Genomic DNA, 26,132 nt, shown 5'->3' with positions numbered 1-26,132 from the left:
CAACCAGCTCCTTTCTGCTGATTGGGGGTTTGGTTTTACAGGGTATCTCTTAAATCTTCAAACGATACACAGCCTTATTCTCTAGACCTCTGATGAACGGTGTCCATTCCTCGGTCTCCGGTGTGGTGTCCAAAGCATCCTCCACCATTTGCAGCTTCGCATCCATCGCATCGATATGATGCAGAGCGACTGCCTCAGCTGTCTGTGGCTGAACAGGACTACCCCATTCGCCCAAATTATGATGTGACAATACGAGATGCTGTAACGCCATAACCTTTTCCGAATTCAAATCAATATCTAAACGGATAGCCGCTTCCGTGATCCAGTTAGACGCCATCGAGATATGGCCAATCAACTTGCCCTGAACGCTGTATTCCGAGACAATCCCAAGCTGGGAGACCATCTCCTCCGGCTTCGCGATATCATGCAGAATGATTCCTGCCTTCATTAGATCTGGATTCAAGAACGGACGCTGCTTGCACAGAAAATCACCAATCTCCAGCATACGCACCATATGATAAGCAAGTCCGGCAAAATAAGCATGATGATGTGTTTTGGCTGCCGGATAATGCATCAATTTCTCTTCCACTTTACCCACACAAAAAGAGACAATCGAAGCAATTTCCGGATCTGAAATACTTGCCATAACCCCTTTAATCGTATGAATAAGGTCTACTGGACGAATTGGGGCAGAACGGATGAAATCCGTAAGTGCAACACCATCCTCATCGTTAACCAACCTGATTTTAGTAATTTTTATTTGTAATTTCTCACGATAAGTATGAGCAATCCCGCGTACCTTCACAAGCGCCATAGGAAAAAAAGTTTCTTTATCGGTTGTGCTGGCATCCCAATATTTCGCAGATAATTGTCCAGTGGAATCCCCCAGAACGATGTCGAAATAATCTTTTGGAGGAGTGCCGTTCGTTTGTTTAATTGCCAGCTCTCTTAAAAGATAAAAGCCAACAAATTCATCTTGTGGAGCGAGCTGTTTAATTTGTGTCATGTTGGAGCCTCCTATTAATAACAGGCTTTTGGCCTGCTCTCTATATTAAACTTTAGACACTCACCTCCAAAATCCCTTTAAATCACTATACGATCTATTTTCATATTTATGTACAAGCCAAGAATATTTGAAAAAGGAGGCTACTCCCCGGCCATATTCTGGCACTGGAATATCCTCCTTTTATTATAAAACGATAATTATTTACCAGCCGATTCAAGCGCTGATTTAATAGCTTCTACCGCTTTAGCGGATATTTCTTTCTCTGCATCATTTTTTCCGAAGGCTGCTGGACGGTAACCATATTTGTGCAGGCTGTATCCGGTCGATGTCGACTCGATTTCACCTTTCACTGCCAGCTCCGCGTCCGTTAACTGATTGATTGTTCTTACACTTCCGTTTTTATCCAAATAATAAACAAGCATTTTGACAGGAACACCGTACTCTACATTCACCATAACATTTACAAGCTTATCGGCACTTACACCAATGAAGATTCCATCGAAATAAGCCGCTTTATTAGCTTCTACAATCTCAGCTTTTCCGTATGCTCTATCCACCGCAGTCTTCAAAGCCACGCTGCTGCTAGTTGCACCAGACACAGCATCTACTTCCTGCACACCTTCTCTAGTCCCTGCTGCGAGGAAGCTAGCCGTCAACTGAGGAATTGCTTTTACCACCTCAGGATAAGCAGCGTTCCCTCTATCTATAAGGTTCATTCCTACACGGTACAAGGCTACATTTACGATTTTGCCGTTACGCAGGGTAACGTCCGCTCTGTTCGTTCCTTTATCATAAGCATCACCAAATGCAGTAAAGGTTCCGTCTTTATAGGTTCCTTGGACTTTGGATGCATTGGTCAAAGCATCTGTCAGTGCTGCTTTAGCTGCTGCCGACAATGCTTCTTGGCCTGTAATATCGGCCATTTGTACACCTTTTTCTAACAGCCCGGATGTGAGTGTAGCTACCCATCCTTTTTGTTCTGCACTCATTTTATCGTCAGCAATCAGCTTGCCGTCAGCTCCAAACAGACTTACTTTAATGCCTGTTACCGCATCTGCATCAACATCAACTAGCAGCAGCACTTTAGATTGGTTATCTACTCCGGCAAATTTGCCGTCAAAATATTGACCTTCAGCAGGAACCTTCAGCGCTTTCTCAAATGCTCTTTCTACAGCTTGGTTCCAGCTGTGACTGCTTTCTGTGGCTCCGGAAATTCCGTCAACCTTTTCATCATAGTTAGCGATATATGAACCATTCGCTAACAGCTTAGCTGTCATAGGAGCATTTGCTTTTACTACTTCCGCATAAGCTGTTGCCCCTCTGTCAATCAGGTTGTTGCCAAGTCTAAACAGCTTCACATCAACCAACTTACCGTTGCGAATCACGATGTCGGCTCTTTCAACGCCAACACTTCTTGCCGTACCATAAGAGGAATAGAATCCGTCTACATAAGCAGATGTATTATTGATTATTGCATTCTGCTCAGCATCCCAGAAAGCGTTAATCGCTGCTTTAAAGTCGGCTTCAAGACCTGCAACAGGTTGTGCCTCTGTTCCTTTGGCCAGCAAGGCTGGAGCTATAGCTGCAACCGCTGCCGCTTGCTCAGCTGTGTAAGCTTTCTCCTCAATGAAATCACCAGCGCTGTTCATAGGATACACTTTAACATCTGTGAGCTTGTTGGATTCGTAGGTCGCAAATACAGAATATTTACCTGTAGGATCTACGCCCATATGAACTCCATCAAAGTAAACTGCATTTGTATCTTTCACTGTCAGAGCTCTTTCAAACGCTCTATCTACAGACAATTTCCAGCCATTACTGGAGCGGGTAGCTCCCGAAACAGCATCAACTGCCGCTGCTCCATCTCTTGTTTTGCCAAGCAATCTATCCTTCATCAATCCATAAGCTTGCCATAAAGCACTATAATTGTTACGAGCATCTCTATCAATCAGCTTAGGACTGGTTCTCAAAAGCTCAATGCTAGTAATTTTGCCATCTTTAATTTCGATCTTGGCACCTTCCGTGCCTTTGGAGTATGCATCGCCATAAGCTACGTAAACTCCATCTTGGTATACGTTTTCATTAACTGTAACAGGCTTTGCTGTAGCCACAGGCTTAACAGTTTCCGCTGGTACTACTGTCTCTGCTGGTACAGCGGTTGCTTTTGGGGTTGCTACTGGTGCTGCTGTAGCTTTTGGGGTTGCTGCTGGTTTGGCTGTTGCCTTTGGTGTTGCTGTTGGTTTTGCCGTTGGCTTTGGCGTTGCTGTTGGTTTTGCCGTTGGCTTTGGTGTTGCTACTGGTTTTGCCGTTGCTTTTGGTGTTGCTGCTGGTTTTGCCGTGGGTTTTGCTGTTGGTTTTGCTGCCGGTGCATCCGCTTCTTCGGAGGCTGCCGATACTGCATCCACCTTCAAGTTTACAGCAGGCACATTAAGTGTGTAAGCAAACGGCGCTAACAATATAGCCGCGCTAACCGTTAAAGAAATTAGTTTTTTCAATGAAAATTCTCCTTTACCAAACCCCAGTGATATGTAGCTTTTTGTTAACCAAACCTTTTTCGTACGATGCCCCTTCTCTTCTTATGAAGCATAACTTCTCTCTTCATAAGAACTCATCCCCCCTCTCATGCCTTTACACGCTCGATTTTCAATAAAAAATAGCTTGAATCTATTTCATTTCTTCCTTTTAACACAAAGCTGTATAAAAGGTGAAATAATTCACATGAGTTACTATAAAAACACTTACACCCGTTTTCCATCAATTTCTGGTTTGATACTACCAGACCTTTCTGCGGTTCTTCTGTATCGAAAATCACACACCCTATAAGAAACATCACTATTTGCGATTAAATTTAATTTATACGCGCAAAGTGATCTCAATAACTGTGCATTCAAGGCTAGCTATGCTATTTTAGAACGATCTCTTATATGGGAAAGGAGTTCTGTGCTTTGAGCAAACAGCCACCTATTGGAGTTATACTCGCCCAAATCGGCACCCCTACTGCACCAACTGCAAAAGCTGTACGGCCTTATCTGAAACGTTTTTTATCAGATCGCCGAATCATAGATTATTCTCCTCTGCTGTGGCAGCCTTTGCTGCGAGGTGTCATTCTGCGTTCACGTCCACGCCGGTCCGCTGAGCTGTACAGTCAAATATGGACAACCGAAGGATCACCATTGCTCTTTCACTCTTTAGCTCAGCAATCTGGATTACAAGAACTGCTGGGTCCACGGTATCAGGTAGAGCTTGGATTGGCTTATAGCGAACCCAGCATGGAGCAAGCGATGGCGAAATTCGACACCGCCGGAGTTACCCGAATTATCATTGTGCCGCTGTTTCCGCAATATTCGTCCACGACTACCGCGTCCGTATTCGATCAGGCCAGCTTTGCAGCCTTAGGTCGCCAAAGCTCCACTGGACCTGTAACTAAACGTCTGATTCCGGCTCTAAGATTTATTGATGCCTACTATAATGAGCCCGGTTATATTTCAGCCTTGAAGTCACACCTACTGCGTCAAATGGAGATTCTGGGCAAAGAACCTGATTATTTTGTACTGACCTTCCATGGGATTCCCAAACGGTATGCGGATACCGGCGATCCCTACCCGCAGCAATGCATGGAAACCGCGCATCTTCTTGCTTCTGCTATGAATTGGGAGTCCGAACGCTGGCAGCTTAGTTTTCAATCACGTTTCGGACGAGAAGAATGGGTAGGACCCTCTACTGCGGATGTTCTGGGAGAGCTTGCCGGACGAGGAATACGTAAGCCTCTGATTTTTTCACCGGGTCTTGTGACCGATTGTCTGGAAACGCTGCATGAGCTAGCCATAGAAGGACGAGAACAATTCGAGGCTGGTGGAGGACAAGCAGAGGAATTTATGGCAATCCCCTGTTTGAATGACCATGAGGATTGGCTTGATTTTTTGGCTGAACATGTAGAAAAAAACGCCCAAGGATGGTAAATCAAAAAAAACCGTCTTGTCCACAGATCATTTCTGTTGCAGACAAGACGGTTATCTATATCAATTGTTAAGCATGAAGAATCGAAAGGATACTTATGCTGTAAGCTGCTTATATTTCGTAGTCAGTTCATGGAACCACTGCTTGTCCTGCAAGGTCAACGCAAAATCAATCAGCTCGGCAATCTCACTCGGCTGTAAATCTGCTGAGTCATTAAAGGATACTTCAGCCGTAGCTGTAGCTGCGCCATTCCCATCCTCTGCGTAATCATAAGAAAAACATAACTTAATGTCACTTTCCAGAAATTCATTACGAAGGAAATATAATACCTCACACATTAACACAGGTCTAACATGATCATCAAAGACACATTCCATAACCTTTGCCCAATATTGCTGGTTGTTGAGGTGTAACTTATCATTAGTTAAGAGATATTTCTCACCCTGAAAATCGGTGACAAATCTCAGTTCAAGCGGCTTCATCTTAAAAATAGTAGCAATTTGCTTCATGCTAATACTCAAAATATCTTGCGTTTCTAGTCTGATCATCTCTCCATGCACCTCGTCCCTCTTAGTTGGGTTATTCGAAACCTGCCATTATCTATAATTCTTTATATGCCATTAATGTAAAATTAACTCCATTAATTCACTTTAATTTTATCTAATTTAACATTATTATCGTCACCTGACTATGCTTTATTTATATTTTTTTAGGATTTCGCTCAGAAAAATGTTTCATTCTCTAAAAATCTGTTTAATATTATTGTTCATTACAAAAGGATGTATAAAGATTACGCATCATGTGAAGCTTTTGCTTTCTTATATTTAAACAAAAAAAACTGTTCTGAAGGGTCATTATGACCTCAGAACAGTTTTTTGCATTAGGATTATACTTCAGTTAATTTACTTAAACAAACAATGGCACTAACTGTATTCCCTCGGGTGAAATCCGCACGAGTCCTTTATCTGTGATACGTAACGTTGGGATAACCGCCAAAGCAAGCAGCGATAAAGTCATAAACGCGTAATTCAAAGTACAGCCGGCATCATACAACGCTTTGCTGATCGCAGCTGATTTCTCAGCAGCAATTTCAAATGGCTCTGTAGACATTAGGCCTGCAATGGCCAACGGGAATAACGTTTCTCCACTAGATGTAATTACGGCGACCCCACCCTGAGCGTCCGCCACCGCGTTCGCAGCTTTGGCCATTAGCTCATTATCATTGCCGATGACGAGTACATTATGACTATCATGAGCAACAGTCATTGCGATAGCAGCCGGTTCTTTAAAACCGATGCCTTCCACAACAGCCACTGATTTATTTCCTGTTCCTTTATGCCGTTCGAGCACAGCGATTTTACATAGACCCTCTACAGCATTTACATCCAGCTGCCCTGCTACTACAGGTACCGAAACCATACGTTCAATGGTCTCCACATGATTTTCTCTTACTTTAATAACTCTTGTAGTAAGTTCACCTGTTTCAATTGGAGCCGAGATAATAAAATCTTCGGCGGTAGGACGCTGTGGCAAATGAACCGAAGCCAAAACTTCCTCTGGATATGAGAATTTAGCAAGCTCTGCCGTCATCACACCGTTTTCGGCAACGACTACACCAGCAGCAATCGTAAGTACCACACGAACATCGGCCAAATTCCCGTCCAGCAGAATAATATCCGCAAAAGAACCTGGAGTAATAGATCCGATATCCTGAGACAACCCAAAACGCTCTGCCGTATTAATAGTTGCCATTTGGAAGGCTGTTACTGGCTTCACGCCTTGAGCAATCGCATGGCGAACAACGAAATCCATATGACCTTCGTCCCGTAACGATTCCGAGCTGCGGTCATCAGTTACCAGCATCATGCGACGCGGATCAAGTCCACGCTCTGTATGAGCGGTGATGGTCTTGGCAACATCATGCCAAGCCGAGCCCCGGCGCATTTTGGCATACATCCCCAGTCGAACGCGCTCAATCACATCGTCTGCTGTCACACACTCATGATCACCAGTCACCCCTGCCGCAGCATACACTGGCAGTCTCCAGTCGCTGGAAGGCCATGTGAAATGACCGTCAACAAATCTGCCTGCCCGCAGCGTAGCTTGAATCTCTCCAAGCATTTTCTCATCGCCGTAAACAACGCCAGGGAAATTCATCACTTCGCCCAGAGCAATCACATCTTTGCCCCACGTAAAAGCTTCGGCAACTTCTTCAGGACCAATTGAGGCACCCGTTGTCTCGAATTCCGCACCTGCCGCAGGCACACAAGAAGCCACCTGCATGTAAGCAGCTAACGGCGTCCCCCGCATCTCATCCAGCATCAATTGAATACCCTTCAGCCCGAATACATTAGCAATCTCATGCGCATCAAAGAAACCACCTGTTGTGCCAAGCGGCAGAACAGCGCGGGAAAATTCAGTAACGGTTAGCTGGGTGCTCTCAATATGGCAGTGGCCATCGAGCAATCCCGGAGCTATATACTTGCCGTTCGCATCAATAACTTGCGTTCCTTCGCCAATCATATGTGTCACATCTTTACCAACATAAGCAATTCGTCCACCTTGAACACCAACAGACATTCCTTCTAGAATTTCACCAGAGCATACGTTGACCAGCTTTCCACCTGTAATTACCAGCGTTGCCGGTTTATCGCCTCTTGCCGTAGCCACAAGCTCAGGTACACAATCCGCTAAAGGCTTTCTTGTAAAAGTTGTCATCTTCATCTCTCCCCCGTTAGTATCCAAGTGTTGTCTTGATGTAGTGAATAGATCCGTAATCATAGAGGATTGCCTAACTATTAAGCCTAGGATAATATAGTTGCGCAGGTCTGTATTTGTAAGAAAAAACGGCTCAATCATCCCTGTAGATGATAGCCGTTTACTTATTCCCAAAGATTGTCCGAACCATCCGGACATGCCCCTGTTTTTACTCTCCCGCCATCCGCTCTATTCCAACGATTATCTTACTTTTGCCTCATATACGTCAAGTGCTGCCTGAACCCCAAACCCGCAAGGCCCCTTAAATCCATGACGCTGTAATGCGGCTTCCAGCGCTCCAAGCAGCCGCAACACGTTATTCTCACGACAGCTAAAACCCATCGTACCAATGCGCCAGATCCTTCCCTTTAACGGTCCAAAAGAACTGGCAATTTCAATTCCGAACCGCCCCAGCAGCAGCGAACGGACAGCTTCCCCATCTATCCCCTCAGGGATGAGCACACAGGTAACAACAGTAAGCTTGCAGGAAGGATCCCCGTATAGTTCTAAACCCATAGCTGTTAATCCAGCTACAAGTGCTTTTTCATGGAGGATATGTCTGGCGAATCGGGCATCCAGCCCTTCTTCAAAGGTAAGCCGCAAGCCCTCCCGCAGTGCATAAAGCATTGAGGTCATCTCTGTATGATGATTGAGACGTTGGGGACTCCAGTAATCCTGAAGCATGCTGAGATCGAAATAATTGCTGCGGACAAAAGATAAGTCACCTGGCTGGACATCACTTGTTCTAATCCCGCGTTCTACTCGTTTTCGGGTCATGAGCTTAGCTTCAGCACGATCATTATACGTTATCGGTGCCATTCCGGAAGGGACGGACAGGCATTTCTGTGTACCGCCAACGACGGCATCCAACATCCAAGCATCTGTCTCGACAGGAATGCCCCCAATGGTTGCAACTGCATCGACTATGAATAAAGTATCCATCCGGCGGCAAGCTCTACCAATTTCCGCGAGTGGCTGCACACGTCCTGTAGAGGTCTCCCCGTGAACCATTGCCACCACATGTGGCTTAAAAGTCTCCATAGCTGCTATCACTTCATCCGGCTCAAACACACTCCCCCATGGCTTTTCCAACACGAACACCTCAGCGCCACATCTTTCAGCAATCTCATGCAATAGATGTCCGAAGCGGCCAAAGATCGGAATCAGCACACGCTCACCCGGCAGGATCAAACTAACCATCACGGCTTCAATTCCAGCACGGGAGGTACCATCAATTGGGTAAGCCCATGAATTAGAAGTAGCAAACAGCTCCCGCAGCATTTCCATCGTTTCATTCATAATAGAGGTGAACTCTGGATCAAACTGACCCAGCACCGGAAAAGACATCGCCCGCAGTACACGCGGATCTACCTCGACCGGACCCGGAGTCATAATACAGCGTTGGGACGGCGACAAATCTTCGTAACGCTTCATGATGATCCTCCCTTAAAAGTTCGGCGAACTCTTTTTAATAAGCTAACTCATATAACATCGCAGTCAGAACCTCAAGCCCAGCAACGAGCTGCTCAGGGGAAGTATACTCTTCCGGAGAATGGCTGATGCCAGCTCGGCTTGGCACAAATATCATCGCAGTAGGGCAACGCGGCGCAAACAGCTGGGCGTCATGTCCCGCTCCACTTACCATCATGCGGTACGTCTTCCCCTGTTGGCGGCAGATATTTTCCAGCATTGCAGATAGCTTCATATCCATAGGCGCAGGGACTGTATTGAGCACGGATGTAACCTCAAGAGTCACCCCACGTTTAACAGCAATTTCATTACATTCCGCAAGAAGCTTCTCACAGAAACGTTCCAGTTCGTCCTCTTCACTATGGCGGATATCTAGTGTAAAAAGAACCTCACCCGGGATCACATTTGGCGTATTCGGATACACCTCAAGCTTACCCGAGGTTGCTACAAGAGGTTCACCAGTAGTTTTAGCAGCACTTTCAAGCACGTACAGCATTTCAACCGCACTAGCCAGTGCATCCTGCCGCATCAACATCGGTGTCGTGCCCGCATGATTAGCAGTACCACTGACCTTGACCACATATCGTCTCTGGCCAACAATCCCCTGAACTACGCCTATCTGAGTGTCCGTCTTCTCCAGAATAATCCCCTGCTCGATGTGCAGTTCTACAAAAGCACCAATATCATTTCTGACTCCAGTCCGCTTAGAAGCTTTCTCCTCCGTTATGTCCTGTAAGAAGCTGGATTGTGCCATTGCTGCTTTTAACGTCACGCCCTCTGCATCCATACAGGTCTCGGCCTCGCTTCCGTCATACCTTTCCGTGACATGGCCCGAACCCCAATAAGCAAGCGGAAATCGGCTCCCCTCTTCTTCACAAAAAGATACGACTTCAAGCGTCCGCTGCGGCTGGCCAAAGTTCCTCTGCAAATCTTGAAGCGCAATCATAGCCGCAGCGATCCCATAGGCACCATCATATTTTCCGCCATTGACTACAGTATCGATATGCGATCCGGTTAAAATAACCTTTTGCTGCGGATTGCATCCACTCAATCGTCCATATACATTGCCAACCTTGTCTATGGAAACTTCTAAGCCGAGCCCAGCCATTTTTTCCTGCAAAAAAATCTGCGCCCGGCTCCATTCCTCCGTATATAGCAGTCTAGTAACTCCTGGCCCAGGTGTGCTGAATGCCGCCAGCTCCTCCAGCAGCTCCAGCAGTTTCTGAGTCGACGCTTGAACTCTGGAATCATTCATAGGCTGTACTGCTCCTTCCTAATTCGCAGCCACTGTCCACCTCCCTCACTGATCACTCCTTCTTCAGAGGTATAGATCACATTCCCGCGACAGATCGTAGCAACTACTTTGCAGGATAAAGTTCTTCCGATGTAGGGGCTGTGCTTGTGGCGATACAATAAATCCTCCGCAGTCAGCGTATAGGTTGTATTTGGATTCAGCAGAACTAAATCGGCATCTAGACCTAGAGCTATAGCGCCTTTGCGATGCTCTATTCCAAAACGTTTTGCGGGTTGCCCTGCAAGCAGACTGGAAATTAATGTAACATCCAAACCCCGCACATTCACGCCTTCATGGAACATAAGCTCCAGACTGCTCTGCGCACCCGAGATCCCACCCCAAGCTGCAAAAAAAGACAAGTCCGGCTTCACCTTCAATTCCGTTGGACAGGGGGAATGATCCGAAGCAATCAGATCGATTTTGCCTTGGGCCAGCATCTCCCATAACTTCTCCTGCTCCACCGCACTTCGCAGCGGAGGCGCACACTTCGCCACAGGGCCTAAAGCCTTCATATCATTTTCAGTGAGGACCAGATAATGTGGACAGGTTTCGGCCGAAACGTCCAGACCTCGAAGCTTAGCTTCATAGATTTTCTCAATGGCGGCGGCCGTGCTGATATGAACAAAATGCAACCGGCAGCCCGTACGTTCACCGTACAGCAGCGCCCTGGACACTGCCTCCAGCTCTGCTTCAGCAGGGCGGCAAGCCGCAAAATCACTTGCGCTGGTTCTGCCATTTCGCACTGCATCTGCGGTCAACACCGCCGTGATAGCCTCACTTTCTGCATGCAGCGCCAGAATCCCGCCCAGAGAAGCGATTCGCTGCATCCCTTGATAGAGTGTATCCTCATCCACTTCACGGAATCTGCCTTCGCCCTCCCCTCCAGGATTGGAGAGAAAGGCTTTAAACCCGGTGACGCCAGCGGCTGCCAAAACTTCTAAATCATCCAAATTGCCGGGAACGAGCCCACCCCACAGCACATAATCAACGGCAGAGTTTCCAGCCGCAGCATCTACCTTTTGACGAAGCCCAGCCTCGTTCACAGTAGGTGGATTACCGTTAAGCGGCATATCTGCATAGGTTGTGCAGCCGCCAGCTGCCAACGCCGCAGAACCGCTGCGAAAGCCTTCCCAATGTCCAAACGTTGGTTCATTAAAGTGGACATGCATATCAATCATACCGGGGAGCACATAGAACCCCTCTGCGTCGATGACTTTGGTTAGCGGCGCAAGCGAAAGTTCCTCTCCAAGTGCGACAATCTTACCCTCTGATACTGCAATATCCAGCTTGAGTACCTGATCGGGCAGCACTACATTCCCGTTCTTAATCACAAGTTCATAGGATTCCTTCATGAGCTGCCACCTCCTCCGGTCGTCAACTTTCTCTTAACTTCCCCGATACGTACTATATCCACCAGGTGCTACTAGCAAAGGTACATGGTAGTGTTGCATGGAGCTCTCTATATGAAAGCGAATAGGTATCTGTTCTAGAAAAAAAGGCATCTCACGTTGAGTGTCTGCTGACGCTTTGGCATCCGCTCTACGGTAGTAATCGCCAACCATAAACAGCAGCTCGTAACATCCAGACTCCATTTCGTTTCCCTCCAGCAGCGGAGCATCCAGCCTCCCGTCACTGTTCGTGACTTCTTCACACAGAAGCTTGCTCATCCCATCCGTAAGCTTCCAGAGCTGAAGCGTCAGACCTGTAGCAGGAATCCCCCGCGACAGATCCAACACATGGGTGGTAAGACGCCCGCTCATTACGCTGTCTCTCCGGCCAGATCTGCACGGCTGACAGAAAAGCCCTGAAAACCATAGGGTGGACGAGGTTCGGTGAAGACTCCACCTTTAGTTTCTTCAGGCTCAACAATGGTTTCCCAAGTCCGGTTATTGGACTCAAATGAAACGGTAGCCAGCTGTGGAAAACGGGACAATACGCGCAGCCCAATTTGATAAATCAACGATTGGATTGATGGACTGTTCAGCTCATGAAAAGCGCTATGGGCGATATCGCGAACCTGCTCCGATGCCACATATTGGCCTAGATCTCCATCCAGAGCATGCTGAACATCACTGTAGGTCCAGTTAATATTCAGAAAAATATAAAGCGGACGGTCAAAGCTCTCCGGCAATGTTGTATACTCATCACGGACGAATCCATAAAACGAGCTTCCACTCACTTTTATCAGCTGTAAATCCTTCAATCGGCATTCATGAGCGATAACCTCAGTCCCATTCTCTCCACGTTTTATAGTTAACGAAGCCGAATAAGATTCATTATTGGAGTGACGCAGTACTAAATGACTCTGTTTAAGCCCCTCAACCCCGGGCACCATCACCTGTTCAAAAGGTAACCGGTCTGCGGAAACTGAAACTGCGGTGACATGATCGTATTTATCGAGAAAACGGCTGCTTAGAAGCTGCAGTAGCCCCTCCGTTGTGCTTCCAGTGTAGTCCGCGGTATTGCGCAGGATGAAATTTTTCATAGAATCGGTAGCAACAACCATGGAATTATCCCCCTCTGAAAAAGAAGGAAGAAACGCTTCGCCCGTGACTGCGAATGTAATATTATGTGCGAATATAATGTTGTCGCAGCCCGTGAAGGAAGATTCGGGAACGGGGGTAACGGCCAGCGGTTTAGCATAGGTACGATAAGTTAGCACATCACTTTTTCCATAAAACATTGTACGTCCGTTAATTGGTTCCAGCATGGCTGACACCCTCCCCGTTTATGATGAATGAATAATTAAATAATTAAATAATTAAATCACTTAGGCGAAATCTCGTAATTGTACCGACTTCAGAAAAGGCTTGAACCCATTCCTCCTGAGGGGAACGCTCTACTCGCACTCCAATGGCGCTGATAATGTCATCTTTGTTTTTGCCACGAACAGCTAGAATAAAAGGAAAATGAAATTTGTCCGTATACTTTCGATTCAGATCATTTAATAGATTGAACTCTTTCGTTGTTAACCGATCCAGTCCAGCTCCCTGCTGCTCTGAGGCAGACAAAGCCGTAACTTGAAGCCTAGTCGCCAAATCCGGGTGAGCTTTTAATAGTCCCTCCATTCGGCTCCGGTCAGCACTCAGTACGGTCTGCATCATGGTGCTATGCAAATGCTCTAAAGAATGGAACGGAATCTGCTTATAAGCCTCCTCTGCTACCCACGGTGAATGTTCAAAAATGCCGCCTAGATGCTTCACAAAATCCGTTATACTCATGGCATTTATCTCTTCCATCGTAAACCTGCCTTCAGAAACGACCATCCACTCAACCTCCAATAGCTTTGTTAACAGCTCGTAAAATGCCACTGTACCCCGTACAGCGACAAATGTTACCCGATAAAGCTTCTTCCACTTCAGCCTGAGTAGGATGCGGGTTCTCTTCCAGCAGAGCAACCACCGAGATAACCATCCCTGGTGTGCAATAACCGCATTGGAACCCCCCCTCTTCTAAAAAAGCCCGCTGAACGGGATGCAGGCCTACTTCACTAAGACCCTCAATCGTTGTAATTTCCGCACCTGAGCATTGATAGGCCATGACCAGACATGAATTCACTGGACGTCCATCCACCAGCACCATACATGCCCCGCAGCGGCCAATCTCACAAGAACGTTTTGTGCCGGTCAGCTCCAAATCTTCACGAATGACCTTTAAAAGCCGGCGGGAGGGTGGAAGCTCCGTGGATATCGCTTTACCATTGAGATTGCAATTAAAGGTGAACCTTTCTTCTGCAAAAGCTTCCTCAGACGATAAGGGGGCAAGGTTATCTTCATCTAGATTCGCATCTGAATTATGGCTCGACATGGATGTTCACCACCTTTTGTGGAATAAACGGTGTAGACTGCAGCCATTCGGGATCAATGGGAAGCTTGGTTATCCGCTTCCCTACAGCCTGAAATATGGCCGACACGACTGCCGGAGCTAAATTGACGGAACCCACCTCTCCAATGCCGCGAGGACCGTACGTGTCATGATCCGGCAAATCCTCTATCGGCTGCACCTGAATGCTGCCATTCATATCGGCAATGGTCGGCACCAAATAGGTGTCTAAATTTTTGGTGACATAGCTGCCGCCAGACATCACAGCATCCTCTGACAAGGTGAAACCGACCGCCATACTGCTGCCACCTTCGATCTGTCCAAGATAACCTTGCGGATTAGCCACCGGTCCCGCCGCTACCGCATGATATTGATCCAGTACACGAACACGTCCAGTAAGCAGATTAACTTCCACGCGGACTGCGATTGCAGAATAGGTGTATAGGAAATGTGCCCCCACTCTTTTAAAGGGTGTGGTTGGATAAGTAAACTTTGTATTACAGACAATGGGTTCTGAAATATGCTGTGCCAAGCCCTTGTAAGTCAGAAGCAGACCGCCGTCTTTTAGCCAAATGCCGCCAGGGCCGAGCTTCATTTCATAGTTATCCAGCTCTGGCTTTATCATCGCAGCTGCCTGCAGCACTCGAGCGGTGAAGTCTGGACGCAGCCGTTTTAAGGCCATCCACATCATGCTGGTTGATCGGGAAGCCGTACTAGATCCGCTATCGGGCACAACATCCGTATCGCCAATGACGATGCTTAGATCCTCTGCCGCCAAGCCAAACTGTTCAATCAGCATTTGTTCCATTGTTGCGATTAACCCCTGACCAAACTCCTCGTAACCAAACACCGCCTCAATTTTGCCCTCTAGCGTCAAAGAGAGCCTGCCACCCGCCGGATCGGGAATACCATAGCCAAGTCCTGCACCATGCATAGCTATAGCAGCACCCGTTCCAGTTACGATCCAAGGTTCCACAACACCTGAATCACTGTCTGTAGATGCGGCCTCAGTCATAAGAGGCGAACCCGCCAGCGCTTCCCACACCTGAAAGGCACCATCGGTCTGAGCAATTTCCTGACCCAGCGGCCCCAGATCTCCATATTTACGCAAATTGCGGCGGCGCATTTCCCACGGATCGATCTGCAATCGCTCAGCCAACCGATCGATTTGTCCCTCCAAAGCAAAAATCGCCTGATTGCCGCCAAAACCGCGAAATTCACCAGATACACCGTTATTGGTATATACAGCAAAACCCTTCACATCCACATGATCGATGATATAGGGGCCCATCACATGTTCTGTCGCGAAGTTGAGCACCTCCGCCCCCAGTGTTGCGTAAGCTCCCGTATCCGAAATAATTCTGACCTGATGTGCCCTGATGATTCCTTCGGGGTCGCAGCCAGTTTTCATGGTGATTTTCATGGGATGGCGTTTTAGTCCTGCACGTACCGATTCAGCTCTCGAATTATGCAGTCTTACCGGACGGAGTGTCCGCAAGGCGAGCAGCGCTCCATATGGCTGTACATTCAGCTCGTCTTTTCCTCCAAAGGACCCGCCGATAGGACTCGAGATGACGCGAATATCTTCTTGAGGAATAGCCAGAATTCTGGATAGCTGCAGGCGATCCATCAACCCATGTTGTGTAGCTGAATATACGGTAAGCCGTCCGTTATCCTCTGGGATAAACAGTCCACCTTCAGTCTCCATATAGGTGTGCATTTGGCGTGGTGTATAATAAGTCTCCTCTACCACATGACAGCAATCCGTAAATACCGCTTCCGGCTCCCCTTTCCGATATTCCGTATGATGAAGCACGTTTCCCTCGGCATGCAGCAGAATTGCGTCCTTTTTCATCGCCTCTTCCGGATTCTCAAGTAAGGGTAGAAGCTCATAATCCACTTCGATAAGAGATAAGGCATATTCCGCAATTTCGTCCGTCTCTGCCGCGACTGCCGCAATCGCATCGCCAGTGTAACGCACACGGTCACTGCAAAATACCGGTTGATGCGGCAAAGCTATGCCAAAGCCGTTAAGTCCGGGCACATCCTCATGAGTAATTACAGCGTGTACACCAGGGACTTCAACGGCCTTCTCAATGCGTATGGACAAAATACGAGCATGTGCCTGCTCACTGCGGAGCACGCGGCCGATCAACATTCCTTCTGCCCTCATGTCGGTCAAATACTGCAGCTTACCGGATACCTTGCCCTCTCCATCGGGTCGTGTACGCCAGCGGCTACCGCTGGATTCCTTATTCAGCAGCATTTTCCCTCTCTCCTTTCGTCGGGTTATTCACCTCTTAACTCCGTATATTCATAGCCTTCCACAGCTCAGATACAACCAAATTCCCAGCAGTCTTTTTCTTGTAAAGTTCTGTTGCAAAGGGATCACTATACGTTTCAAAGCTGTTCTCAACCTCTTCATATAAAGAAGCCAACAGCTCCTCTGTATACCTCACACCTTCAAGCATAACTTCAGCTCTACTTAGTCGCTGCGGCCGCCCAGAGCCCCCACCTGCGGCGATACGCACCTCACGGAAACGGAGTTCCTCATCGATTGATGCTGAGATTGCTACTGTTACAAGTGAAGGGGTGAACACTTCCCTGCGGCCAACCTTACGGAAAATTTCTAGCCTATCCGTTAACGGACTCTCTAAGCGAGTAGGTGAGATGCGAATCTCAGCCACAAGATCTGCCGCAGGTTTTATCCCGCTCCAGTGATTGTTTAGCCACTCTATCAAAGGTAGTGCCGTCATAAATTTGCCGTCAAAGGAGATTAACTCCGCGTCATAGACCAGTAACGCAGGTAGAATATCTCCGAAGCCAGAAGCGATATTGCCCCCGAGCGTGGCAAGATTACGCACCGACGGAGCCGCTATGCAACGTGCAGCCTCTTGCAGCGCAGGAGCCACGGCCTGCAAATGCTCATTACTGCGGCACTGGGAGAGTGGAACAAGAGCGCCCAGAGATAAGTGAAATTCCGTTAAGGTAATGTCGCCGAGATTTGTGATTTGCCGAAGATCAATCAGCTGTTTGGGCATATGATCCGTTCCATTTTCCCACCCTGTTCTCAGCAATGTTCCTCCTGCGACATATCGGGAACTGTCTCCAAACGCCGTTTTTCTCTCCCAAGCTTCGTGCAGGCTGTGGGGTTGAATTACTTCAGGTAGCCTTCCATCCTCTTCCCGTATAACTCCCATACACTCCGCCTCCCTTTTTGAGTACCAGATTGCCGCTTCCCTTCTCGTATAGCCTGCCTTAAAACCTTTGTTCCCGAATATAAGGAACTCCGAGCGCCTCCGGTGTACCGGATGGTTTGTTGCGATTGCGGTACCCAAGGTACATTAGGACCAGAATGGTCACAAGGTACGGAATCATTTTGAGAAAATAGGGCGGAACTGCACTGCCCAGCAATTGAATGCGGAAGCCAAGTGAATCCAATGCCCCAAAAAAGTAAGCGCAGAACAAAGCGCGCAGCGGATTCCATCTGGCAAAAATCACTAGCCCTACCGCAATCCAGCCTCGACCGGCTGTCAGCCCTTCATTCCAGGTTGGCGCATAGGCCAATACCATATCCGCTCCGGCCAGGCCGATGAGAGCAGCACCGGTGATCACATAGCTGTAGCGGATAAGCTGCACACGGATCCCCATCACATCTGCGGTAGCCGGACTGTCTCCGACTGCCCGCAAATGCAGGCCCCATGAAGTGCGGTGAATTAGCAGATGCAGAGCAAGCACTAGCAGCAGGCTGAACCAGGTTAGGTAATCCATGTTGCCGAATATTTTTCCGATGAACGGTACATTTTCCAGCCAAGCCAGATGCAGCTTAGGGGAGGTTCCCGGCAAAGGAATGCCGCTGATTGGTTTACCAAGATAAGCGCTCAACCCACTGCCGAACAAGGTCATCGCAAGACCGGACATCGTTTGATTCGCCCGCAAGGTCACACAGAGAAAAGAATGCAGCAAACCAAGCACAGCCGTTACAGCTACGGTAGCCAGCAGAGCCAGCAACAGGTTTCCGGAGCGAATATACACGATACAAGTGGTGACCGCTCCCATCAGCATCAGACCTTCAGCCCCAAGCTGTATAATGCCGGCTCGTTCATTTAGAATGCCTCCCAGCGTAGCCAGCAGCAGCGGGGTCCCTGCGGAAATAGCGGCAATAAGTAGCTGTGTTGTAAAATCCATCGCCTATCTCCCCCCTTTCAGCTGAACCCGGCTACGACGAATGCGGAAACGATAGATCATATCGCCAGCAATCAAGAAAAACAGGATGGAGCCTTGCAGCATTTCTGAAATTGAAGAGGGCAACCCGATGGTTTGAACACTATATCCGCCAACAATTAAGCCACCGAATAGAATAGAAGTAACGATTAGACCGAGTGGATTCAATTTGGCCAGCCAAGCTACGATAATGGCGGTGTATCCATAACCCGGTGAAATGCCCTGCATCAGCTTGTGTGTAACACCGGAGACCTCTGCCATGCCAGCGATCCCGGCGAGCCCTCCACTGATCAGCATGACGATAATAATATGCCGCTTGATAGGAATCCCCGCGTATCTGGCTGCAACAGGATTGGCCCCAATCAGACGGAGCTCGTAACCCCACTTGGTAAAACGAATCATTAAGTAATAAATCACAACGGCGATAAGTCCAAATAACAATCCAATATGCAATCTTGTACTTCCGAGAACAGGCAGCGATTGAGCCGCAGTAAACATAGGGGATCCCGGGAAATTAAAACCTTTAGGATCTTTCCAGGGTCCGAATACCACGTAATCGAGCGCCAATAGGGCAACATAATTCAGCATTAATGAAGTGATTAGCTCATTCACTCCAAAATGCGTCCGCGGAATAGCAGTCAATAGTCCCCAAAGCGCACCCGCGGCAATCCCGAACAGCAGCATTAAGCTCAGGGACCAGAATGAAGGTAAGTCAGGAAAATAAATCGTGACCGCTGTGGCCGCCATAGCCCCAACGGTTAACTGGCCTTCTGCTCCAATATTCCATACCGAAATGCGGTAAGCCACAGCAATCCCAAGCCCACATAGGAGTAGCGGGATCGCTTTAACCATCGTTTCCGTGAGCCCATACGCAGTGCCAAATGCGCCACGGAACATTTTTTCATAGACCAGCACCGGATTCATACCATTCGCCGCAATAAATAGGGCACACAACAATAGCGCTAAAACTATAGATACAATAGGTGTCCACCAAGGAGAACGGATGCGGCTGGCATCGTAATCGAAACGTAGAGAGAATCGTTTTCCGGAGTGGGAGGGGAGGGGTGCCAGTACTGCTGCTGCGGTATTTCTTCCATTCTCCAGGCTCATACGGCGCTCTCCTCTCTATTATGAATACCAGCCATTAGTAGTCCGATGCTCTCTCGATTCGCTTCCTCATGTGTACTCTCACCAATAATTGAGCCGTTATAGATCACTAGAATCCGGTCGGACAACTGAAGCAATTCATCTAAATCCTCCGAAATTATCAACACGCCACTACCTGAACCACGCAACTCCATAAGAAGATCGTGAACACCAGCCGTGGCACCTACATCCAGCCCTTGTGTCGGATGAACGGCGACCATCAGCTTAGGCCGATGACTGATTTCACGTGCAAAGAGCAGCTTCTGCTGATTACCACCTGACAACTGTTGTACTGGCGTCTCCAGCTCAGGTGTTTTGACGTTAAAGCGCTGGACCAGCTCCTGTGACCACAAACGGTTCTTCGCGGACTTCAAGAAACCAAATTTGGAGTGCTCCTCTGAGCGGTAAGACTTAAACAAAAGATTATCCACCGATCCGAGGCGTCCAGCTAAACCGCTCTTCATCCGGTTCTCCGGCACGTGGGAGATTCCTGAATCAATTGCCCCTCTAACCGAAGCCGATTTCACCGTTTTTCCATCAAACGTGATTTCACCACTTTTCCAGCCTCTAAGACCTGTTAACACTTCAGCCAGTTCCTTTTGCCCGTTACCAGCTACCCCAGCTACGCCTACAATCTCCCCTTTACATACGTTCAGTGAGAAGTGATCCAGTGCTTTTCGCCCGTGATCGGCATATACGTCCACATCTTTCACTACTAATAAAGAATCCCCTTCAGTGGCTTCCCGTTCTTGACGAGTGATGGTTACTTCCTTGCCCACCATCAGACGAGCCAGCTCCAGTTCATCTGTATCTGCCGTGGTCAGTGTGGCGATCATTTTCCCTTTGCGCATGACGGAAATCCGATCGGAGGACGCCATAACCTCTTTCATTTTATGAGTAGTCATAATGACCGTTTTTCCTGCCTGCTTCATGACCCTCAGCGTTTCAAATAGCTGTTCCACCTCTCCCGGGGTCAATACAGAGGTTGGTTCATCCAGAATAATAATGTCAGCCCCGCGATACAGCGTCTTAACGATTTCAACACGCTGCTGCTCACCCACGGACAACTGCCAGATCGGGCGATCCACCGGGAAATTCAGTCCAAACCGTTCCGCTAATGCCTCTATCTCCTCGCGTTTGTTCTTCATCCACTTACGGCCGCGCCAGAAAGACGACTTTTCGCCAAGCACGATATTTTCTGCTGCTGTGAGGCTTTGCACCAGCCTAAAGTTCTGAAACACCATACCTACACCCAGCTGCGCAGCATCTTTAGGAGAACGGATCTGAGCACCTTTCCCATGAATGAAGATTTCTCCTTCATCTGCTCTGTACACCCCTGACAGCATGCTCATCACCGTGCTCTTCCCGGCCCCATTCTCCCCAAGCAACGCATGAATCTCACCCGCATTTGCCGAAAAGTCGACTTGATCACTGGCGGTTACCGAGCCGAATTTTTTCACAATCCCCCGCATTTCAACTGAAGTTCCCCGCATGGCCTGAACCCCTCCTTCCTTCAAGTTGTAGTACGGGTGGGGAAGTTTCCGCTTAACGGAACCCGCCCCACCCATAGATTGTGCACATCTTATTCCCTATTTTTAAACATTATTGCGGGATAGTTCCTTCCACACCTTTTACGAGCCAGTTCATGCCCAGCACTTCCTCCAAGGTCAGCTTCTGACCCTCCTGAACCTTCACATTCCCTTGATTATCTGAGATCGGACCTGTGAAAACCTCAAGCTCACCACTGATAATTTTGGCTTTGGCGTCTTCGACAAGCTTTTTCACATCATCTGGGATCTTGTTCCCGAAAGGAGCCAGCTCCACCATACCGTCAGCCATATCACCGGAATATTGCTCGCTCTTCCAGGTTCCATCCATAACTGCCTGCACAGCTTTTACGTAATACGGCCCCCAATTCCATACCGGATTCGTCAAATAATTGTCCGGAGCGTATTTACTCATATCCGAGTCATTTCCCCCGGCAAAAGCCCCTCGTTCAGCAGCAGCCTGCAGGGTTGCAGGTGAATCCTGATAGGCCAAAAGCACATCCGCCCCCTTATCCAGCAAGCTGATTGCCGCTTGACGTTCAGTCGTCGGGTCATACCATGTATTCGTCCATACCACATTCACCTTTACATCAGGATTGACACTTTGTGCTCCAAGGGTAAAAGCATTCAAGTTATAAATCACTTCGCTGATCGGAAAAGCCCCTACATAACCCAACTGATTATTTTTGGTCATTTTCCCTGCCGCTATGCCGCTCAGATAGCTGGCCTGATAGTTTTTCCCGAAGTAGGTCCCCATGTTCTCTGCGGTTTTGTAACCCGAAGCATGCAGGAACTTCACGTTGGGAAATTTGCCCGCTACATTTAATGTAAAATCCATATATCCGAAGCTCGTTGTAAACACGATGTCGTGTGATTGCGCAAGCTCTGTGATGATTCGTTCGGCGTCAGCACTTTCAGGGACATTTTCTACAAAGTCAGCTTTAATCCCCAGCTCCTTCTCCATATACAGCCGTCCTTGATCATGTTGGTACGTGTAGCCGCCATCCCCTGGAGGTCCGATATAAACAAAAGCAACCGTCGGTTTCTTTGCAGCCGGTTCTGTTGTTGCAGTTGCCTCTGTTGCCGCTGTAGTTGTCGCTGGTGCCTCCGTTGCATTTGTAGAAGTATTATTATTGCTGCCACACCCCACCAAAGCCACCGTCATTAGAACCATTAATGCAAGACAAGATGTTATGAACTGACCCCTTTTTTTCATAATTCTCCTCCTCCAAATCATCTCTCATCATGGCTGCAACCATTAATGTACTTCTACTATACTTAGAGGTGGCCTTGGCGTAAATTTATATAACATACGTTTGTATAGGAATATAAGAATCAGAACTTTTTTTGTGTGTAATGCACTAATTGGTTTTCGTAAGGTGAGTTGCGTGTCATATTATATGACCAAAGGTGGAAAAGGAACACTGTTTCAGATTACTTTTCAGATTACTTTCCAGACTATTCTTTACTTCACTTTCCATTTCTCAGAATCCATTGCTCCTGAATCTCACCAAAATCTTCTTTTGTATCTGCGTCCATGAAATAATGGGCAGACTCAGATTCCAGAACAATCCCCTTATAATCAGGTGAACGCAATATCCCCGCCGCTCCTCGATCTCCATCTAATCCCTGTAGTGCTGGAAACAACGTCTTCGAGAACAAAGCCGGAGGCATAGCCGACCCATTGCTGACGCTAGCGACATAATCCATCTCCGGAGATTGTTCAAACGTTTGTATTAGACGATTCACTAATGCTGTAGTAATAAATGGCTGATCCGCAAGCGCCACAACTACTGCATCGGGCTGTAAAGGTAATACCGCATTAAGGCCGCAGCGCAGTGAAAAAGACAATCCTAGATGTGCGGTTAAGCAAGTTTCGGTACGTCTGGAGCCTTGCGGTTCAATCGCGGGTGGCAGCCATTCCAAGTTGTCATCCGCACGCACTACCACGATTAGCGGTTCTAGATTGCAACGATCCAATTCACTAAGCGCGACGCTCCCGAGGGAGACCTCCTGCGACAATTTCAGCGAAACCTTGGACACGCCCATCCGCCTGCTCTGCCCCGCTGCCAAATATATTCCTGCTACCTTCAATACTATCCGCTCCTTTGGGCAGCTCTCGTGAGCCCACCCTTCTAATTTGAATAATTTCTGCTATAATACTGACCGCAATCTCCTCCGGACCTTCTCCTCCAATCGGCAACCCTACAGGTGCATGCAAAGATGCAGGAGCCTCAAACCCTTCCAGTAAAAGAGATATTCGTGCCTTCGAACCGATAATCCCTATATATAGAGGAGCAAGCGGAATCACACTCTCCAGGAACTGTCTATCCCGCCCAAGTTGATGACTGCAAATCAATACATAATCCTCTCGAGCTACGCCCAATCGCTGAACAACCTCCATGGGGGAACAAATTACTTGTTCAGCTCGAGGAAACTTATTGTGCAAGCTTCCTTCACGCCAATCCGCAACCGCTACCCGAAAGCCAACTCTGTCAGCAAGTTCCGCAATAGGAACCACATCACGTCCCCCGCCAAAAATCACAAGCCGCGGTTTAGGTACGAAAGACGTATGGAATGCTGTCAATTCTGCTGGAGCGGCCATAAAGCGACCTGCCGCCAGGTTTTCTTTTTCCGAGTGGGATAATTTCGGATGTTTCTTGCTCTGCGGCAGTACAAGGTCTGGATCCAGCTCCAGCTTATAGGCAAAACCGTTCTCCACTGCTTCGCGGAACAGAATTAGCTTCTCTCCCCTAGCCAATCTGTCACTCGCCTGCACTAAAAGCTTGTAGAGCTGACCCTGCACGGGTTCAAGCACTACTTTGATTTTGCCTCCACAGCCGACAACCTCACCCCAGGACAGATCATCCGGAGACAGCATGTTGTATTCCACAATTTCGGGCAGCCCTCGTTCCCAGATCTCAGAAGTTCGCAGCTGCAGATCGTTTTCCAGACAACCTGGACTCAGGCTCCCAATCGTACCTCCTTCAAAAAACAACATCACCGCTCCGGCTTTACGATACGAGTGTCCCTCCACCTCTATCAGCGTTGCCAGCACCGCAGGCCCCTGATGGGTTTGAATATGCATGGCGATCTCATGTGTATTCACGAGGTTCCCCTCCTCCGTGTTTGCATTTCAACCCAGAACTTAGAACTTAGAACTTAGACCTTAGACTTTAAACCTTAGACCTTAGACCTTAGACCTTAGAACTCAGACCTTAGTCCCGTCCGAGCATCCTCCGAAACATGAATACTAACTTCAACCTCATGAGATCATTTATTTTTTTAAAATCGACGTCCAGCAGCTCACTAAGCTTCTCGATCCGGTAGGTAGCCGTGTTTCGATGAATAAACAGTTTCTTAGCCGTTTCATTAACATGACCATCGTTCTCTAGATAAACTTCCAGCGTCCGCAGCATTTCCCTGACATACTCCGGTTCTCGGCTAAGCAACCCTCTAAGACTTCCATTACAATATTTCTCCATAACCTCTGCCGGGATTTGCCCGAGCAGCAGGTTAAGCTCAAGCTGCCGGTAATGCACAACACTCCCTTTTACTCCCCCGCCCTGAAGCATTCCCATACAATCCTTTACCTCGGCAAAAGCCTCCTTCAGCCCCTCCGGCTTCGCTTTACAACTGCTTATCGCAGCTCGCGGATAATATCCCTTATCAAACTTCATGTTGTCAAAACAAAGCTGGATTAGATCCCGAAATTGTTCAGGACGCTGACGATCTCCCGGATATATAGACAAAAGTCCTTGATCTATGATCACATGAATTCCCTTTACTTCCCGCAGCCCGGGATGTTCAAGATATTCTTCTTTTAGCCTGAGCAGCTCCCCTTGGCGTTCTTCCCCAGTCGCAGCTGTTTCGGTCAATAAGAGACAAAATGGTGATTGAAGCAGCTCAATCTCCAAGTCGAGAGCAGCCTGCGCCAAATCTGTGTAAGATAAATTACCGCTCAAACAACGTCTCAGCAATCCGCTAAACTCCCTGTGTTCTGCCTGTTCAAAATAATCTTCGTATCCTGAATGAATATGATATGAAATAAGTTCAGCTCCCTGAACAAACAAACTTTCTTCCATTGGGAGCAATAAAGGGTCGATGGCACAAAACAATAGATATCCGGAACACTTCTCTCCTTGCAAAAGTGGCGTACGGTAGCTCACATGATCTCCCACACGAAAGCGCTGATTCCGTTTCTGCCATGGCCACCCCTCCAGCAGCTGTGAAGGATGGTATTCAGAGTTGTTGTAGATCACATCCCCCCGTGCGCTAACCACCACAAGTGAATGACCAATCACTTCAGACACCGAATCAAACAATGGACGGCTGCGGACAGATCTTAAGGCGAATTGCATCAGCTTTTTCTGCTTCTCCATAATGCTCTGCAGAACGTGAGTGCTGCGGCTAAGCTCGGCGCGAAACAGACCATTCATCTGATCCGAAAAAGTAAACTCGAACGGCAGCTGGATTAGAGGGAAGTTAAGACTCTCCGCTTCTGCGACCAGTTGCTCTGGTACTTCATCCCAAAACCGCCCCAGCTTAATGCCCAAGGCTGAAGATCCCCGGCGATTTAAAGTCTGCAGCAAGGCAGAGGCTTCCTCCATATTGTCCTTTATCAAATAGGCTGTTGTTAGCAGCATCTCGCCTTCTTTGATCCAATCCGAAATATCGGGGGCATCCATCACATTAATTGACTTCACAATTCGATGTTTCCCTTTAGACCCAGCGATAAGCTTCGCCTCGGACAAAGGATAAATGGACAACGCTTCTTCAACCGTAAGATGCATGCCACCCCTCCTTATTAGGATCAATAGAACCATTTTTGATTTATAATGTTATTTTATGTAACATTATAATTAAAATGAACCGCGTTGAACAGAGGAAAGTTAAAATTTCATGATTG

General features: G+C 47.9%; 21 protein-coding genes. 1 reads left to right on the top strand and 20 read right to left on the bottom strand.

Annotated elements, in window-relative coordinates:
* Nucleotides 1-49: 49 nt before the first annotated feature.
* Together MHH46_RS06825 and MHH46_RS06820 are read right to left on the bottom strand one after the other, a co-directional pair.
* A complete protein-coding gene (locus tag MHH46_RS06825; RefSeq protein WP_036680004.1) occupies nt 50-1,006 on the bottom strand; it encodes a 3'-5' exoribonuclease YhaM family protein in 957 nt (318 codons plus the stop codon).
* Nucleotides 1,007-1,203: 197 nt separating this feature from the next.
* Nucleotides 1,204-3,501 (bottom strand): FMN-binding protein, encoded by a 2,298-nt coding sequence (locus MHH46_RS06820; RefSeq protein WP_076192971.1) that lies wholly within the window; start codon nt 3,499-3,501, stop codon nt 1,204-1,206.
* A gap of 450 nt (nt 3,502-3,951) precedes the next feature.
* Here MHH46_RS06820 and hemH point away from each other — a divergent pair, with 450 nt between their 5' ends.
* Nucleotides 3,952-4,965 carry a ferrochelatase gene (gene hemH / locus MHH46_RS06815; protein ID WP_179086309.1) on the top strand — a complete coding sequence of 338 codons (1,014 nt, stop codon included), beginning with the start codon at nt 3,952-3,954 and terminating at the stop codon, nt 4,963-4,965.
* A 93-nt stretch (nt 4,966-5,058) separates the two neighbouring features.
* On the opposite strand, the gene MHH46_RS06810 is transcribed toward hemH, so the two are convergent.
* The 18 genes from MHH46_RS06810 to MHH46_RS06725 all read right to left on the bottom strand — a co-directional run bounded on the left by MHH46_RS06810 (nt 5,059) and on the right by MHH46_RS06725 (nt 26,016).
* Nucleotides 5,059-5,511, bottom strand: coding sequence for an IDEAL domain-containing protein (locus MHH46_RS06810; RefSeq protein WP_076193037.1), 453 nt, complete (start codon nt 5,509-5,511; stop codon nt 5,059-5,061).
* Between the two features lie 358 nt (nt 5,512-5,869).
* Complete coding sequence (locus MHH46_RS06805; RefSeq protein WP_076193039.1) at nt 5,870-7,687, bottom strand: adenine deaminase; 1,818 nt, start codon at nt 7,685-7,687, stop codon at nt 5,870-5,872.
* 234 nt (nt 7,688-7,921) lie between these two features.
* A complete protein-coding gene (locus MHH46_RS06800) occupies nt 7,922-9,154 on the bottom strand; it encodes an alanine--glyoxylate aminotransferase family protein (RefSeq protein ID WP_076125430.1) in 1,233 nt (410 codons plus the stop codon).
* Nucleotides 9,155-9,188: 34 nt separating this feature from the next.
* Nucleotides 9,189-10,445: an allantoate deiminase gene (gene allC / locus MHH46_RS06795; RefSeq protein WP_076125432.1), complete on the bottom strand. Its 1,257-nt coding sequence runs from the start codon at nt 10,443-10,445 to the stop codon at nt 9,189-9,191.
* Nucleotides 10,442-11,836 carry an allantoinase gene (locus MHH46_RS06790; protein WP_076125434.1) on the bottom strand — a complete coding sequence of 465 codons (1,395 nt, stop codon included), beginning with the start codon at nt 11,834-11,836 and terminating at the stop codon, nt 10,442-10,444. Before MHH46_RS06790 ends, allC begins: the two co-directional genes overlap by 4 nt.
* A gap of 33 nt (nt 11,837-11,869) precedes the next feature.
* Nucleotides 11,870-12,244, bottom strand: coding sequence for a hydroxyisourate hydrolase (gene uraH, locus MHH46_RS06785; RefSeq protein WP_076125436.1), 375 nt, complete (start codon nt 12,242-12,244; stop codon nt 11,870-11,872).
* On the bottom strand, nt 12,244-13,194 hold the full coding sequence (gene pucL, locus MHH46_RS06780) for a factor-independent urate hydroxylase (protein WP_076125438.1): 951 nt from the start codon (nt 13,192-13,194) through the stop codon (nt 12,244-12,246). Before pucL ends, uraH begins: the two co-directional genes overlap by 1 nt.
* Before the next feature lie 43 nt (nt 13,195-13,237).
* The gene (gene uraD / locus MHH46_RS06775) at nt 13,238-13,750 is read right to left on the bottom strand and encodes a 2-oxo-4-hydroxy-4-carboxy-5-ureidoimidazoline decarboxylase (RefSeq protein WP_076125440.1); all 513 of its coding nucleotides are present in this window, start codon (nt 13,748-13,750) and stop codon (nt 13,238-13,240) included.
* Between the two features lie 4 nt (nt 13,751-13,754).
* A complete protein-coding gene (locus MHH46_RS06770) occupies nt 13,755-14,291 on the bottom strand; it encodes a (2Fe-2S)-binding protein (RefSeq protein ID WP_081387873.1) in 537 nt (178 codons plus the stop codon).
* Nucleotides 14,278-16,572, bottom strand: coding sequence for a xanthine dehydrogenase subunit D (gene pucD / locus MHH46_RS06765; RefSeq protein ID WP_076125442.1), 2,295 nt, complete (start codon nt 16,570-16,572; stop codon nt 14,278-14,280). Before pucD ends, MHH46_RS06770 begins: the two co-directional genes overlap by 14 nt.
* A gap of 34 nt (nt 16,573-16,606) precedes the next feature.
* Nucleotides 16,607-17,506, bottom strand: a complete 900-nt coding sequence (locus tag MHH46_RS06760; protein ID WP_076125444.1) for a xanthine dehydrogenase family protein subunit M — start codon at nt 17,504-17,506, stop codon at nt 16,607-16,609.
* A gap of 58 nt (nt 17,507-17,564) precedes the next feature.
* Nucleotides 17,565-18,494: an ABC transporter permease gene (locus MHH46_RS06755; protein WP_042185778.1), complete on the bottom strand. Its 930-nt coding sequence runs from the start codon at nt 18,492-18,494 to the stop codon at nt 17,565-17,567.
* Between the two features lie 3 nt (nt 18,495-18,497).
* Nucleotides 18,498-19,640, bottom strand: coding sequence for an ABC transporter permease (locus MHH46_RS06750; RefSeq protein ID WP_081387874.1), 1,143 nt, complete (start codon nt 19,638-19,640; stop codon nt 18,498-18,500).
* On the bottom strand, nt 19,637-21,169 hold the full coding sequence (locus tag MHH46_RS06745) for an ABC transporter ATP-binding protein (protein ID WP_076125446.1): 1,533 nt from the start codon (nt 21,167-21,169) through the stop codon (nt 19,637-19,639). Before MHH46_RS06745 ends, MHH46_RS06750 begins: the two co-directional genes overlap by 4 nt.
* Before the next feature lie 109 nt (nt 21,170-21,278).
* The gene (locus tag MHH46_RS06740; protein WP_036680038.1) at nt 21,279-22,439 is read right to left on the bottom strand and encodes a BMP family ABC transporter substrate-binding protein; all 1,161 of its coding nucleotides are present in this window, start codon (nt 22,437-22,439) and stop codon (nt 21,279-21,281) included.
* A gap of 254 nt (nt 22,440-22,693) precedes the next feature.
* Entirely contained in the window at nt 22,694-23,266 is a 573-nt protein-coding gene (locus tag MHH46_RS06735; RefSeq protein WP_175617362.1) for an NTP transferase domain-containing protein, read from the bottom strand.
* On the bottom strand, nt 23,208-24,332 hold the full coding sequence (locus tag MHH46_RS06730) for an XdhC family protein (protein ID WP_076125450.1): 1,125 nt from the start codon (nt 24,330-24,332) through the stop codon (nt 23,208-23,210). The genes MHH46_RS06735 and MHH46_RS06730 overlap by 59 nt, the downstream gene beginning before the upstream one ends.
* A gap of 109 nt (nt 24,333-24,441) precedes the next feature.
* Nucleotides 24,442-26,016, bottom strand: coding sequence for a PucR family transcriptional regulator (locus MHH46_RS06725; protein WP_076125452.1), 1,575 nt, complete (start codon nt 26,014-26,016; stop codon nt 24,442-24,444).
* Nucleotides 26,017-26,132: the final 116 nt, after the last annotated feature.

The sequence above is a fragment of the Paenibacillus sp. FSL H8-0175 genome (assembly GCF_045040615.1).
In the GTDB taxonomy this organism is placed as follows: domain Bacteria; phylum Bacillota; class Bacilli; order Paenibacillales; family Paenibacillaceae; genus Paenibacillus_AQ; species Paenibacillus_AQ odorifer.
Note: the sequence above shows the minus strand (reverse complement) of the source record. Positions and strands in the feature narration are given on the sequence as shown.

What these genes read in the sequence shown, in the direction of transcription:
- MHH46_RS06790 (WP_076125434.1), bottom strand. Translation starts at nt 11,836, where the DNA reads ATGAAGGAATCCTATGAACTTGTGATTAAGAACGGGAATGTAGTGCTG.
- pucD (WP_076125442.1), bottom strand. Translation starts at nt 16,572, where the DNA reads ATGCTGCTGAATAAGGAATCCAGCGGTAGCCGCTGGCGTACACGACCC.
- pucL (WP_076125438.1), bottom strand. Translation starts at nt 13,194, where the DNA reads ATGCTGGAACCAATTAACGGACGTACAATGTTTTATGGAAAAAGTGAT.
- MHH46_RS06725 (WP_076125452.1), bottom strand. Translation starts at nt 26,016, where the DNA reads ATGCATCTTACGGTTGAAGAAGCGTTGTCCATTTATCCTTTGTCCGAG.
- MHH46_RS06805 (WP_076193039.1), bottom strand. Translation starts at nt 7,687, where the DNA reads ATGAAGATGACAACTTTTACAAGAAAGCCTTTAGCGGATTGTGTACCT.
- MHH46_RS06810 (WP_076193037.1), bottom strand. Translation starts at nt 5,511, where the DNA reads ATGATCAGACTAGAAACGCAAGATATTTTGAGTATTAGCATGAAGCAA.
- MHH46_RS06755 (WP_042185778.1), bottom strand. Translation starts at nt 18,494, where the DNA reads ATGGATTTTACAACACAGCTACTTATTGCCGCTATTTCCGCAGGGACC.
- MHH46_RS06750 (WP_081387874.1), bottom strand. Translation starts at nt 19,640, where the DNA reads ATGAGCCTGGAGAATGGAAGAAATACCGCAGCAGCAGTACTGGCACCC.
- MHH46_RS06760 (WP_076125444.1), bottom strand. Translation starts at nt 17,506, where the DNA reads ATGGGAGTTATACGGGAAGAGGATGGAAGGCTACCTGAAGTAATTCAA.
- uraH (WP_076125436.1), bottom strand. Translation starts at nt 12,244, where the DNA reads ATGAGCGGGCGTCTTACCACCCATGTGTTGGATCTGTCGCGGGGGATT.
- MHH46_RS06740 (WP_036680038.1), bottom strand. Translation starts at nt 22,439, where the DNA reads ATGAAAAAAAGGGGTCAGTTCATAACATCTTGTCTTGCATTAATGGTT.
- MHH46_RS06745 (WP_076125446.1), bottom strand. Translation starts at nt 21,169, where the DNA reads ATGCGGGGAACTTCAGTTGAAATGCGGGGGATTGTGAAAAAATTCGGC.
- uraD (WP_076125440.1), bottom strand. Translation starts at nt 13,750, where the DNA reads ATGGTCGTTTCTGAAGGCAGGTTTACGATGGAAGAGATAAATGCCATG.
- allC (WP_076125432.1), bottom strand. Translation starts at nt 10,445, where the DNA reads ATGAATGATTCCAGAGTTCAAGCGTCGACTCAGAAACTGCTGGAGCTG.
- MHH46_RS06800 (WP_076125430.1), bottom strand. Translation starts at nt 9,154, where the DNA reads ATGAAGCGTTACGAAGATTTGTCGCCGTCCCAACGCTGTATTATGACT.
- MHH46_RS06825 (WP_036680004.1), bottom strand. Translation starts at nt 1,006, where the DNA reads ATGACACAAATTAAACAGCTCGCTCCACAAGATGAATTTGTTGGCTTT.
- MHH46_RS06770 (WP_081387873.1), bottom strand. Translation starts at nt 14,291, where the DNA reads ATGTCGAGCCATAATTCAGATGCGAATCTAGATGAAGATAACCTTGCC.